Origin of the sequence: Microbacterium sp., assembly GCF_049661145.1 — a bacterium.
In the GTDB taxonomy this organism is placed as follows: Bacteria; Actinomycetota; Actinomycetes; order Actinomycetales; family Microbacteriaceae; genus Microbacterium.
This window is the reverse complement of record NZ_JBASZT010000261.1, coordinates 1-13,180: the sequence shown is the minus strand read 5'-3', so window position 1 is coordinate 13,180 and position 13,180 is coordinate 1. Positions and strand designations below refer to the sequence as shown.

The following is a 13,180-nucleotide window of genomic DNA, read 5'->3' as shown; positions in this document are numbered from 1 at the left end:
CGCCTACCCGCAGGAGTGCCGACCGTCTGCGGGTAGGCGTGCGCGTCGGTCGCGGCGCGCAGCGCCTCGGCGATGAGGGCGGGCGTCTCGTCGACCGGCGAGCCGATCGACAGGTCGACGATCCCGCCGGGATGGGCCTTGGCGCGGGCGGCGTAGGGGGCGACGGCATCCCAGGGATAGTCGTCGAGGTCGCGGACGGCCATCAGTGCGACGGGGACTGCGGCGGCAGGGCGGCGATGATCGGGTGGTCTTTCGGGATCACGCCGACCTTGGCGGCGCCGCCCGGAGAGCCGACGTCGTCGAAGAACTCGACGTTCGCGGTGTAGTAGTCCTGCCATTCGGTCGGCAGATCGTCCTCGTAGTAGATCGCCTCGACGGGACATACCGGCTCACAGGCACCGCAGTCGACGCACTCGTCGGGGTGGATGTAGAGCGACCGTTCGCCTTCGTAGATGCAGTCGACGGGACACTCGTCGATGCAGGCACGGTCCTTCACATCCACGCACGGCAAGGCGATCACATACGTCACGCCTTCGAGTCTAGTTCCCGACCCCGACCCCGGTGCCCGGAACGGATGCCGACGAGGAGAGCGCACCGCCGCTCGATCCCTTCGCGGACGACATCACGGGCCACGCCACGACGAGTGCCGTCAGGATCGGGACGGCGATGGTCCAGACGATGCCCGTGGAGATGTCGGCGCCTTCCGGGGCGGGGACGACGACAGATCCTCCGGGGCCACGGCCGGAGAAGACGAGGGTGGCGACCATTGCCCCGATCCCCGTCGCGAGCGCAGCCCAGCGGTCGGCCGTGAGCAGCCGCACGGCGAGCAGTAAGGCACCCGTCCCGACGGTCGCGACCACGAGGCCCAGCGGCACCGGACCCCACATGGCCGCCTGCCCGATCGTGCCCGCGACGCCGTAGACGATCCCGATGACGACGGATACGACCCACGTCCCTACCCGCGCGATGCTCACTCCGCGAGTCTACGCGGGCTACGCTGGCCGGCATGGACACCAGCGAGCGTGCGCAGCAGCGGATCCGGGCGCTGACCTTCGCGTCGGTGTATCCGCTGTACGTGCAGAAGGTCGAGCGCAAGGGCCGGACGACAGCGGAGCTGGACGAGGTCATCCGCTGGTTGACCGGACTCGAGGATGCCGACCTCGCGCGACACCTGACGGAGGGCTCGACCTTCGTGGAGATCTTCGACGACGCGACGCTGAACCCGAACGCGCACCTCATCACAGGGGTCATCTGCGGCGTGCGTGTCGAGGACATCACGGACCCGTTCATGCAGAAGCTGCGCTACCTCGACAAGCTCGTCGACGAGCTGGCCCGCGGCAAAGCCCTGGAGAAGATCCTCCGTACCCCCGCGGCAGCCACCACGCCCGCCGAGCCGCTACGAAACGACCGAGCCGCTATGTTTCGCTCGGTCGGAACATAGCGGCTCGGTCGGAAGATAGCGGCTCGGGGAGGATGTCGGGCAGGAATGGTCAGCCCGCGGCATCCTGACGCTTGGCGCGCGACGCGGCGCGGCCGCGCTCGGTGGCATCGAGCACGACCTTGCGGATGCGCACCTTCTCGGGCGTGACCTCGACGCATTCGTCGTCGCGGGCGAACTCGAGCGACTCCTCCAGCGACAGCACGCGCGGCGGGGTCATCGACTCGAAGGTGTCGGAGGTCGACGAGCGCATGTTCGTCAGCTTCTTCTCCTTCGTGATGTTGACGTCCATGTCGTCGGCGCGCGAGTTCTCGCCGATGACCATGCCCTCATAGACCTCTTCGGTCGGCTGCACGAAGAAGCTCATCCGCTCCTGCAGCGCGATCATGGCGAACGGCGTGACGACACCGGAGCGGTCGGCGACGATCGAGCCGTTCTGTCGCGTCGTGATGGAACCTGCCCAGTCGTCGTAGCCGTGCGCGATGGCGTTGGCGATCCCCGTGCCGCGCGTGGTCGTGAGGAACTCGCTGCGGAAGCCGATGAGCCCCCGCGACGGGACGACGAACTCCATGCGCACCCAGCCGGTGCCGTGGTTGGTCATCGTGTCCATGCGGCCCTTGCGCGCCGCCATCAGCTGTGTGATCGCGCCGAGGTGCTCTTCGGGCGCGTCGATCGTGAGGTGCTCGAACGGCTCTTTGAGCTTGCCGTCCTCGCCCTTCTTCGTGACGACCTGGGGCTTTCCGACCGTGAGTTCGAAGCCCTCACGTCGCATGTTCTCGACGAGGATGGCGAGGGCGAGCTCGCCGCGGCCCTGCACCTCCCAAGCATCCGGCCGGCCGATGTCCACGACCTTGAGCGAGACGTTGCCGACGAGTTCGCGGTCGAGGCGATCCTTCACCATGCGGGCGGTGAGCTTGTGGCCCTTGACCTTGCCCATGAGGGGCGACGTGTTCGTGCCGATCGTCATCGAGATGGCGGGGTCATCGACGTGGATGGCGGGAAGCGGCCGCACGTCGTCGGGATCGGCGATCGTCTCGCCGATCGTGATGTCCTCGAAACCGGCGATCGCGACGATGTCGCCGGGACCGGCGGACTCGGCGGGATACCGCTCCAGGGCCCGGGTCTTCAGAAGCTCCGTGATGCGGGCGTTCGAGTGCGTACCGTCGTGGCGCACCCACGCCACGGTCTGCCCTTTCTTGAGGGTGCCGTTGAACACCCGCAGCAGGGCCAGGCGCCCCAGGAACGGCGACGAGTCGAGGTTCGTGACCCACGCCTGCAGGGGCGCCTCGTCGTCGTAGGACGGCGCGGGCACGTGCTCGAGGATGGCCTCGAACAGCGGTTCCAGGTCGTCGTTGTCGGGTAGCGTTCCGTTCTCGGGCCGGGTGCGGGATGCCGCGCCGGCGCGACCAGACGCATAGACGACCGGAACGTCGAGCAGAGCGTCGACGTCGAGGTCGGGCACGTCGTCGATGAGGTCGGATGCCAGCCCCAGCAGCAGGTCGTGAGCCTCACCCTCGACCTCGGCGATGCGTGCATCGGGCCGGTCGGTCTTGTTGACGAGGAGGATGACGGGCAGCTTCGCCTCGAGCGCCTTGCGCAGCACGAAGCGGGTCTGCGGCAGCGGACCCTCGGACGCGTCGACAAGCAGCACGACGCCGTCGACCATCGACAGGCCGCGCTCGACCTCGCCGCCGAAGTCCGCGTGACCGGGCGTGTCGATGACGTTGATCGTCACGGGGGTGTCGGTGTGGATGCCGTTGTAGGTGATCGCCGTGTTCTTGGCGAGGATCGTGATGCCCTTCTCTCGCTCCAGGTCGTTCGAGTCCATCGCGCGCTCTTCGACGTGCGCGTGCTCGCCGAACGAGCCGGTCTGGCGGAGCATCGCGTCCACGAGCGTCGTCTTGCCGTGGTCGACGTGCGCCACGATTGCGACGTTACGGAGGTCCGGACGGAGGGCGTGCGCCATGAAGGGGTCCTTCAGAAGGGTGGGAGGGTTTCCGCGACATGCGGATGGAACAGTCTATCGCGCATCCTTGCCGCAGCGACCAGCACGGGCGCTCGCACAACGAAATGGATACATCCGGCGCATCTGCTCGGAGGAGAGAAGTCCTGCGAGGTATTGTGCATAAGTTCTTTCTCAAGACTTCAGAACCTCACGACAAGGCAAGGACGGTGGGGATCATTCCGCGCAGAACTGGAATCCGCTCGTGTTGAGGTATCTCCTGCGGCGGACGCTGGGGTGGCTCGTGATGATCCTGCTCGCCACGAACCTGACGTATTTCCTCGCCGTGATCTTTCTGAATCCGCGGTCGAACTACACCGGTCGCAATCCCCCGGTCGCGGAGGCCGTCGCCGACACGGCTCTGTCGCAGTACAACCTCAACGACAAGACGCCCGTCCTGGAGCGCTGGTGGACCTGGATCACCGGTGTCTTGCTGCGGTGGGACTGGGGCCGCAGTCCCGTCGGTGAGAGTGTCAACGAACAGGTGTCGTTCCGCATCTGGAACTCGGCCGAGCTCCTGCTCGGCGCCACGATCATCATGACGATCATCGGCATCGGGCTCGCGGTATGGACGGCCTCGCGTCAATACAGCGCCGCCGATCGCGGTGTGCAGTTCGTCTCCACCATTTCGATGAACCTCCCGATCGTGGTCGCAGGCCTCGGCATCGTGCTGCTGGCGATCTGGTTCAACCAGGTGGTCGGCACCCGAGTGTTCTACGTGACCGGCTCGCGCAGTGACGGAGTCGAGGGATTCTGGCCCACGATCGTCGACGTCTTCCAGCACCTCACCCTGCCCACGATCGTCCTCGTCGTCACCGGGTACGCCGGCACGTATTTCATGCAGCGCTCTCTGCTGCTGGACAACATCAACGCCGACTACGTGCGTACCGCCAGAGCGAAAGGACTCACCCGCCAGCAGGCCGTCCGCAAGCACGCGTTGCGGACTTCGCTCATCCCGGTGGTCACCTCCGTCGCGTTCTCCATCCCCGCCATGTTCACGGGCGCGGTGCTGACGGAGACGGTGTTCCAATGGGAGGGAATGGGCCGGTATTTCGTGACGACGATCGCCAAGAACGATGTGCACGGCGTCGTGGCCATCGCCGCATTCGGCGCCCTCATGACCGCGGTCGGTGCCATCCTGGCGGACGTCTTCGTCGTGATCATCGATCCGAGAGTGAGGGTGAGCTGATGAGCATCCCCGAACGTGAAGTCGAGCTGGACGTCGACCTCAACCCGGATATCCACTCCGGGGCGGGGATCGGCGAGCTGGGCGCGTCAGCGGTCGACGAGGCCCTCGTGGAGTTGGCGCCGACGGCTGTCGGCACTCCGAAGGCGCGCGGCACCTGGCAGCTGTACCTCCGCCGGTTCCGCCGCAATCGCACCGCCATGGCGGGACTGGTCATCTTCGCCCTGCTCGCGCTGTTCGCCACCTTCGGCGAGCTGATCGCGCCCTACGACTACCTCAACACCGACTTCATGAGTTTGACCGCCCCCCCCCGGTACGAATAATCACTGGTGGGGAACCAATAACGCCGGGAACGACTTGTTCGCGCAGACCGCGCACGGTCTGCGCCAGTCGATCCTCATCGCGCTCATCGTCTCGATCGGCTCGACCGTGCTCGCCGCCGTGATCGGGGCGTGCGCCGCGTACTTCCGGGGACGCACCGAGCAGATCATCCTGGCGATCATCCACTTCCTCATGATCATGCCGACGTTCCTCGTGCTGTCGCTGATCTCCAACAAAGCCGGCGGCGACTGGCTCGTCATCGCGCTCGTGATGACCGCGATCAGTTGGTTCCTGGGAGCGCGGACGGTCTGGGCGATCGCTCTCTCGGTGAGGGAGCAGGAGTACGTCGCCGCGGCACGCTACATGGGCGTTCCGGGCTTCCGCATCGTGCTGCGCCACATCATCCCGAACATCGGATCACTGCTGGTGATCTCGTTCACGCTCGGTCTGGTGGGAGCCGTCATGGCGGAGACAGGCCTGTCGTTCATCGGCTTCGGGGTGAAGACGCCCGACGTCTCGCTGGGTTCGCTGATCGGGTCGGGTTCGAACACCGTCACGAGCGCGCCCTGGCTGTTCTACTATCCCGCCGGCGTGCTCACACTGCTGACCGTCTCGATGGCGTTCGTCGCCGATGGCCTCCGCGACGCGCTCGACCCGACCTCGAACTCCGGAGGCACCGCGTGAGCGCCCCGCTCCTTTCCGTCCGCGACCTCGCCGTGAGTTTCCCGTCGGAGGCAGGGGTCGTCGATGCGGTACGAGGCGTATCGTTCGACCTCCACCCCGGAAAGACCCTCGCGATCGTCGGCGAGTCCGGATCCGGCAAGTCCGTGACGTCGCTGGCCATCATGGGACTGCATCCGAAGTCTGCGCGCATCACGGGATCGATCCAGTACGAGGGCCGCGAGTTGCTCGGACTGAGTGACATGCAGATGTCACGCATCCGTGGCAAGGATCTGTCGATGATCTTCCAGGACCCGTTGTCGTCGCTGACCCCGGTCTACACGATCGGAGACCAGATCATCGAAGCGCTGCAAGCGCACGACAGCAGCCTCTCGACGCGGGCCGCAACGGCGCGGGCGACCGAGTTGCTGGGCATCGTCGGCATCCCCCGTCCACAGGAGCGGCTGCGGTCGTTCCCGCACGAGTTCTCCGGTGGGATGCGCCAGCGCGTCGTGATTGCGATAGCAATGGCGAACAATCCGCGCGTCATCATCGCCGACGAGCCTACGACGGCTCTCGACGTCACGATCCAAGCGCAGATCCTCGACGTCCTCGACCGCGCGCAGGACGAGACCGGCGCCGCCGTGCTGCTGATCACGCACGACATGGGAGTCGTCGCCCACAGCGCCGACGACGTGCTCGTCATGTACGCCGGAAAGCCGGTCGAGACCGGCGCGGTCGACGAGGTCTTCGAGAACACGCGGATGCCCTACTCGATCGGACTCCTTGCCGCGATCCCCCGTGTCGATGAGCGCGCCGATGTCCCTCTCACACCGATCCCCGGCCACCCGCCGATCCTCATCGCCCTGCCCGACGCCTGCCCCTTCGCGCCGCGGTGCCCGATCGCCGTTCCCGAGTGCCTCGAAGGCGAGCCTCCCCTGCGCTCCGTCGACGGAAGCGCCGATCATCGGGCGGCCTGCATCCGACTGGACCGCACGGCCGAAGGTGACGTGTACCCGGTGCCGGAGATAACGACATCGCCCATCGATGCGGTGCCGCGCGATGAGCGCGAGGTGGTCCTGAACGTCACCAATCTGGGCCGCGAGTTCCCCCTGACGCGGGGCGCGCTGTTCAAGCGGCGCATCGGAACCGTGCGTGCCGTCGACGGGGTGAGCTTCGACATCCGCGAGGGCGAGACGCTGGCGATCGTCGGCGAATCCGGTTCCGGCAAGTCGACGACGCTGCTCGAGATCATGGACATGAAGCCCCAGAGCGGGACGGTCGAACTCGCGGGCGTCGACGTGGCAACGGTCAGGACCGGCCGAGCCGAACGTGCCCTCCGCCGCAATGTCCAGATCGTCTTCCAGGACCCGATGGGTGCGCTCGACCCGCGGATGACGGTCGGCGACATCCTTGCAGAGCCGCTGCGCACGATGGGCTACGACGGCGACGTGCGCGCCAGGGTCAGCGAACTCATGGATCTCGTCGGCCTCAATCAGGCGCACGTGGAGAGGTTCGCCTCGGCGTTCTCGGGCGGGCAGCGACAGCGCATCGGCATCGCGCGGGCTCTCGCGACGAACCCGCGCCTGGTCGTTCTTGATGAGCCGGTCTCGGCGCTGGATGTGTCCATCCAGGCTGGCGTGATCAACCTTCTCGAAGAACTGAAGGCGCGGTTGCGCCTGTCCTACCTCTTCGTCGCCCACGATCTGTCCGTCGTCCGCCATATCGCCGACCGGGTGGGAGTCATGTATCTCGGCAGGTTCGTCGAGTTCGGCGACAGTGACCGCATCTTCGAGAATCCCCGTCACCCGTATACGAAGGCCCTCCTGTCAGCCATCCCGGTGCCGGACCCGAAAGTCGAGCGCACGCGCGATCGCATTGTGCTCACCGGCGATCTGCCGAGCCCCGCGGCACGTCCCGAAGGGTGCCCGTTCGTGACGCGGTGCCCCCTGTACCAGTCTTTGACGAGCGAAGCGGACCGGAAGCGGTGCGAAACCGTGCCTCCCGTCCTGCTCCTGCGTGGACCCGACCACGCGGACGCTTGTCATTTCAGCTCCGCTACGGAGAACCGGGAGGTTGCGTAGCCCGATCCGCCGCACGGAGAGCGGGAAACAGCCCGCGACAATCACACAATCCCGGCCGCGACCCGCGGCCAAGGAGGTACAACACCATGTCCATAGCAACCAAGCGGCTCACCGCCGTCGCGGCTGCGGTCGTGGCCGGCGCCCTGCTGCTCTCCGGATGCAGCACGGGAGGATCGTCCGGCCCCACCGACGGCGCGACGAGCGGCGGCGAGACCAAGCAGGCCGACTACAACCCGCAGCCCCGCGAGAACCTCAAGGAGGGCGGCACCCTCACGACGGCGCTCCCGGAGATCTCGGCCCAGTTCAACACCTTCCACGCGGACGGCACACTGTACTCGTTGAACGTGTGGCGCTGGTACAACCCGATTCTCGCGCTGTTCGACGCCGACGGCACGTACCACCCGAACCCCGACTACCTCACGGATGTGACGAAGGAAGAGGTCGACGGGAAGACGGTCGTCACCTACACGATCAACCCGGAGGCGCAGTACAACGACGGCACTCCGATCGACTGGACGAGCTTCGAGAATACCTGGAAGGCGAGCAACGGCGAGGACGAGGACTACGCGCCGTCGTCGACCGACGGGTACGTGCAGATCGAATCCGTCGAGCAGGGTGTCGACGACCGCCAAGCGGTCGTGACCTTCAAGGGGACGTACGCCTGGGTGGACGGCCTGTTCAACCAGCTCCTCAACCCCGAGGTCTCCGATGCCGACACGTTCAACACAGCGTATGTCGAAGACCCGCACCCGGAGTGGGGGGCGGGACCGTACACGGTCGACACGTACGACAAGAACAACGGCACGATCTCGTTCAAGCGCAACGACAAGTGGTGGGGCGACAAGGGTCTCCTCGACACGCGCACCTTCAAGGCGCTCGAATCCAGCGCCTCGATCAACGCCTTCAAGAACGGTGAGATCGACGCTACGAGCGCGGGCACCCAGGACCGGCTCGCCCAGGTCAAGGACATGGAGGGAATCTCCATCCTGCGCGGTGGAACCCCGTCCAACACGCTCATGATGCTGAACTCCGCCGACGCCGTGCTCGGAGACCTCGAGACGCGTACCGCGATCATGCAGGGCATCGACCGCGAGGTGCTCGCCAAGATCGAGTTCCAGGGCCTGGACTACACGGAGGACCCGCCAGGGTCCTTCGCGCTGTTCGGGTTCCAGCCCGGCTACAACGACAACTTCACGGAAGCCGGTCTGGGTTACGACAAGGACACCGCGGCGGCGACTCTCGACGAGGCGGGCTGGACGGTCGGCTCTGACGGCATCCGCGAGAAGGACGGCCAGAAGCTCTCGTTCCAGTTCACCACGCTGGGCGACGACCCCACGTCGGCAGCCGAGGCAAAGGCCATCAACTCGATGCTGAAGGAGATCGGCGTCGACGCGGCGATCACCAACCGACCCTCGAGCGAGTTCTCGGACGTGTACACGAATCGTGAGTTCGGCATGTTCCTCATGGGCTTCAGCTCGTCCGACCCGTTCGGCTTCGCCTACTTCTGCCAGGTGTACTGCGCCGACAGCGGGCTGAACCTGTCCGGCACCGGCACCGAGGAGCTCGACGCGAAGATCGCCGACCTCGCCGCGATCGGCGACCCGGACGAGCAGATCGCCCAGGGCAACGAACTGGAGGCGGAGATCTTCGCCGAGACCGCCGGCATCATGCCCCTGTTCAACGGTCCGACGATCGTCGCCGTGAAGGAGGGTCTCGCCAACTACGGTGCGGGATTGTTCTTCGTCGGCCAGCCGCAGAACATCGGCTGGGAGAAGTAACCGCCTGATACAACGAGTGGGGCCGGGAGCGATGCTCCCGGCCCCGATCTCGTCGCGGTCGTAGATGAATGAGCGCCCACCGGGCTCACGCGTAGGCAACGATCAGAGCCACGACGGCCGCCGCCGCGAACGCGACGAAAGTCCAGACGAGCGCGCGGTCCCAGCTGTGTTCCACCGGCCCGTCAGCGGTCGGTCGCATCGCCGAGGCGGTCCATCGCTGGCGGATGCCGGTGACCTCCGTCTCGGCAGCCAGTGCACGCTGCTGACCCATCCGCGTGACCTGCACGCCCGGTCGCGCAAGTGCGGGGCCGCCGACGCAGCGCACGATGATTCCGGAGTCCAGCAGGAAGCAGATCTGCATCCGCATTTCGACGTCGATGATCCGTCGCCACGGCAATCGGTGCCGTCGCAGGAGATTCTGCACGGTGACCCCGTCATCGTCGACAGCGACGACCGAGGACGCGGCTGCCACCCATACGGCCCACGTCACCAGCAGCAGCCACGGCACCCAGAGCAACGCCTGCACCCAGCCCGCTCGCGCGATGGCGTCGACGACCAGGAACACCGCGATCGCGGCACAGACCACCGAGGCGACAACCCCGCCGGTGGATCGGATGACCCAGCTGTTCGGTGCCGCCGCACCAGCCTCTTCGCGCCTCGGCATCCGCCCGATCACCCTGCTCCCCTTGCGTCCTCATGTCGCTCCCGAATCCCGGGTACACCACCGAAAGTTCCTGCAAGAGTACGTGCGAGTTTCTGCTGTGTAACAGTTCACGCGTCAGTTGGAAACTCATGGGGGCGAAGAGTTAGCGTGAATCCGGCAATCACACATCGAAACATCGAAAGCACAGGATGGGCCTCACTATCTCCGAGCGGGTCTCCGCAACCGCTGTCGTGAAGGCCGCACCCATCAATCGATCCCCCGGACGCCTCGCCTGGGGACGTTTTCTCGCCGACAAGAAGACGGTCACCGCCGCAGTCGTCGTGCTCGTCTACCTGATTCTGGCCATCGTCGCGCCGTTCCTCGTCGCCCTCGGCGTGCTCGATCCGTACTCGAACAATCAGGACCTCATCGCTCCCGACAGCCTGCCGCTCGGCGACTGGGGCGGCGTCAGCTGGGAGCACCCCTTCGGAGTCGAACCCGGGCTCGGCCGCGACACCCTCAGCCGCATCTGGTACGGACTGACGTTCTCGCTCGCGATGGCGCTGCTCGGATCGCTGATCGCGATCGTGCTGGGCGTCGTGCTCGGCATCATCGCCGGCCTCACCGGCGGCTGGGTCGACGCCCTCATCGGACGCCTCATCGACCTCACGATGTCGTTCCCGCAGACACTCATGCTGCTGGCGCTGTCCAGCACGATCATCGGCATCCTGACCGGCACGTTGCGCGTGCCCGAGGGCGATATCGCCCGCGCCACCTACGTCGTGCTCGTGCTCGGCGTCTTCGGCTGGGTCGGCGTTGCGCGCGTCATCCGCGGACAGGTGCTCAGCATCCGCGAACGAGAGTTCATCGACGCATCCAAGCTGCTCGGCGCGAGCCCCGCGCGACGTTGGTTCCGCGAGGTCCTGCCCATCCTGTGGGCGCCGATCCTCGTGCAATCGACTCTCATGCTGCCGGCCTACATCTCGACGGAGGCGGCGCTGGCCTACCTCAACGTCTCCGTGCAGCAGCCGACACCGACGCTCGGAAACGTGCTGCAGGATGCCGTCCGCTACCCCGTCGCCGACTTCGTCTACTTCATCATCCCCGTGCTCGTCCTCGTGATCCTCGTCGTCGCCTTCAACCTCCTCGGCGACGGACTGCGAGATGCGCTCGACCCGAAGGGCAACCGCTAACCCCACGCCCCGGACTTCCGGAGACCCCCTCCGAAAGAGCGGCGCTCGGCAAGGAGCGCCACCCCATCTCACACCAAGGAGAACCCCCTCACATGAACAAGCGACCGATCACCCGCCTGGGTGCGCTCGCAGTCGTCGGCGCGCTCGTCACCGCGCTCGTCGGCTGCAGCGGTCCGGGCGACGACGCCGGCGAGAGCAGCGGCGAAGGCAACAGCGGCGGCACGATCACCTACCTGGGCGTCGCCGGACAGTGGGAGGGCACCGACCCGGCCACGATCTACTACGGCAACGAACTGGCGTCGCTGCGCCGCCTGGTCTACCGCGGTCTGACCGCGCTGCCGATCAGCGACGACCCCAACGCCGCGCCTGTGGGCGACCTCGCCACCGACACCGGCACGACCGAAGACGGCGGCCTGACCTGGACGTTCACCATCAAGGACGGCGTCACGTGGCAGGACGGCAGCCCGATCACCGGTGAGGACTTCGTGTACGGCCTGTCGCGCTCGTTCGACGAGAATCTCGTCAACGGCACGGGCGTCGGCGTGACCTACCTGTCGACCTACGTTCCTTCGGTCGTCGAAGCGGGCTACAGCGGCCCGTTCACCTCGACCCCCGAGGCGCAGGCCGTTTTCGACGAGCACTTCTTCGCCGACGGTCAGACCGTGACGTACAAGTTCGACACCCCGTGGGGCGACTTCCCGGCATCCGCCGCGTCGTTGTTCGTCACCGACCCCTACCAGGAGTCGTTCGACGACGGATCCACGCTCTGGAAGATCAACTCGAACGGCCCGTACATCCTCGACGGCGGCGAGTTCGACGGCGCGACAGGCGGCACCTTCGTCCGCAACGACGAGTACGACCCCTCGACCGACTCGACCGACCTGCGCGAGGCGCTGCCGGACGAGTTCAACTTCGAGTTCGTCTCCGACAGCGACGTGCTGTTCCAGCGACTGGTGACCGACTCGGACGAGGACCAGGCGGCGTTCACCGACGCCAACATCCCGGCCACGTTCTACTCGCAGATCACCGACGACATGACCGACCGCACGATGAAGAGCACGTCGCCCTACACGCGCTTCCTGTTCATCAACTCGCTGACCGTCACCGACCCCGACGTGCGCCGCGCGCTCGCTCTGTCCCTCGACAAGAACGGCGTCATCCAGGCGTACGGCGGCGACAACTGGGGTGAGCCCTCCACGTCGATCGTCTCCAAGGCCGTCTCCGGCTTCGAGGAGAACCCGGCGTTCGTGGACGACAACCCCGACGGCGACCCCGAGGCCGCCAAGGCGCTGCTGAACGGTGCGACGCCGGAGATCACGATCGCGTACGCCGTGAGCCCGACCAACGAGAAGATCATCCCGGTCGTCCAGCAGAGCTTCGAAGCAGCCGGATTCGTCGTGTCGACCAACCCGATCGCCGCGGACGCGGTTCCTGGTTATTACGGTCAGATGGCCGCTCGCGACAAGAACGGCAACAAGGTCGACGTGTTCCTCGGCGGCTGGGCGGCCGACTGGCCGTCGATGTCCACCGTCGTCGTGCCGATCCTCCGTTCGAACCCCGAGGACGCCGAAACCGGCGTCGGCTTCAACTACGGGTTCTACAGCAACCCGGAGGTCGACGGTCTGATCGACCAGGCGCTCAGCGAGACTGACCTGACGGAGCAGGCATCGCTGTTCTCGCAGGCCGACGCCATCGCCGGCGCGGACGGGGCCTACATCCCGGTTGCGCAGCAGAAGAACTACTTCCTGTTCGGTTCGAAGATCGGTGGCTTCCTCCCGGATGTCGCGTCGAGCTTCTACCCGGACTTCGGCTCGCTCTACGTGGCCGAGTAAGCAAGTAGTCCGTTCCACCCTCTGTCGGGTGGGCGTCGAAAGG

General features: G+C 66.3%; 12 protein-coding genes and 1 pseudogene. 8 read left to right on the top strand and 5 right to left on the bottom strand.

Annotated elements, in window-relative coordinates:
* The 3 genes and pseudogenes from WBP48_RS11220 to WBP48_RS11210 all read right to left on the bottom strand — a co-directional run.
* A pseudogene (locus tag WBP48_RS11220) lies at positions 1-203 on the bottom strand (succinyldiaminopimelate transaminase); the annotation flags it as partial.
* A complete protein-coding gene (gene fdxA / locus WBP48_RS11215) occupies positions 203-529 on the bottom strand; it encodes a ferredoxin (protein WP_424440430.1) in 327 nt (108 codons plus the stop codon). The pseudogene WBP48_RS11220 and the gene fdxA, both read right to left, overlap by 1 nt.
* Before the next feature lie 10 nt (positions 530-539).
* Positions 540-974 carry a histidinol dehydrogenase gene (locus WBP48_RS11210; protein WP_424440428.1) on the bottom strand — a complete coding sequence of 145 codons (435 nt, stop codon included), beginning with the start codon at positions 972-974 and terminating at the stop codon, positions 540-542.
* Between the two features lie 32 nt (positions 975-1,006).
* On the opposite strand from WBP48_RS11210, the gene WBP48_RS11205 reads away from it, so the two are divergent.
* Positions 1,007-1,441 carry a DUF2200 domain-containing protein gene (locus tag WBP48_RS11205; RefSeq protein WP_424440426.1) on the top strand — a complete coding sequence of 145 codons (435 nt, stop codon included), beginning with the start codon at positions 1,007-1,009 and terminating at the stop codon, positions 1,439-1,441.
* A gap of 49 nt (positions 1,442-1,490) precedes the next feature.
* On the opposite strand, the gene typA is transcribed toward WBP48_RS11205, so the two are convergent.
* Complete coding sequence (gene typA, locus WBP48_RS11200; protein WP_424440424.1) at positions 1,491-3,404, bottom strand: translational GTPase TypA; 1,914 nt, start codon at positions 3,402-3,404, stop codon at positions 1,491-1,493.
* Positions 3,405-3,645: 241 nt separating this feature from the next.
* Here typA and WBP48_RS11195 point away from each other — a divergent pair, with 241 nt between their 5' ends.
* The 5 genes from WBP48_RS11195 to WBP48_RS11175 all read left to right on the top strand — a co-directional run bounded on the left by WBP48_RS11195 (position 3,646) and on the right by WBP48_RS11175 (position 9,469).
* Positions 3,646-4,629, top strand: coding sequence for an ABC transporter permease (locus WBP48_RS11195; protein ID WP_424440422.1), 984 nt, complete (start codon positions 3,646-3,648; stop codon positions 4,627-4,629).
* Complete coding sequence (locus WBP48_RS11190; RefSeq protein ID WP_424440420.1) at positions 4,629-4,949, top strand: hypothetical protein; 321 nt, start codon at positions 4,629-4,631, stop codon at positions 4,947-4,949. Before WBP48_RS11195 ends, WBP48_RS11190 begins: the two co-directional genes overlap by 1 nt.
* 34 nt (positions 4,950-4,983) lie before the next feature.
* A complete protein-coding gene (locus WBP48_RS11185; RefSeq protein ID WP_424440418.1) occupies positions 4,984-5,631 on the top strand; it encodes an ABC transporter permease in 648 nt (215 codons plus the stop codon).
* On the top strand, positions 5,628-7,691 hold the full coding sequence (locus tag WBP48_RS11180) for a dipeptide ABC transporter ATP-binding protein (protein ID WP_424440415.1): 2,064 nt from the start codon (positions 5,628-5,630) through the stop codon (positions 7,689-7,691). The genes WBP48_RS11185 and WBP48_RS11180 overlap by 4 nt, the downstream gene beginning before the upstream one ends.
* 86 nt (positions 7,692-7,777) lie before the next feature.
* Entirely contained in the window at positions 7,778-9,469 is a 1,692-nt protein-coding gene (locus WBP48_RS11175) for an ABC transporter family substrate-binding protein (RefSeq protein WP_424440412.1), read from the top strand.
* Between the two features lie 85 nt (positions 9,470-9,554).
* Here WBP48_RS11175 and WBP48_RS11170 read toward each other — a convergent pair whose 3' ends face one another.
* A complete protein-coding gene (locus WBP48_RS11170) occupies positions 9,555-10,133 on the bottom strand; it encodes a PH domain-containing protein (RefSeq protein WP_424440409.1) in 579 nt (192 codons plus the stop codon).
* Between the two features lie 188 nt (positions 10,134-10,321).
* Here WBP48_RS11170 and WBP48_RS11165 point away from each other — a divergent pair, with 188 nt between their 5' ends.
* Positions 10,322-11,305, top strand: a complete 984-nt coding sequence (locus WBP48_RS11165) for an ABC transporter permease (RefSeq protein WP_424440406.1) — start codon at positions 10,322-10,324, stop codon at positions 11,303-11,305.
* 92 nt (positions 11,306-11,397) lie between these two features.
* Positions 11,398-13,137, top strand: a complete 1,740-nt coding sequence (locus tag WBP48_RS11160) for an ABC transporter substrate-binding protein (RefSeq protein ID WP_424440403.1) — start codon at positions 11,398-11,400, stop codon at positions 13,135-13,137.
* The last annotated feature ends 43 nt before the right edge of the window (positions 13,138-13,180 follow it).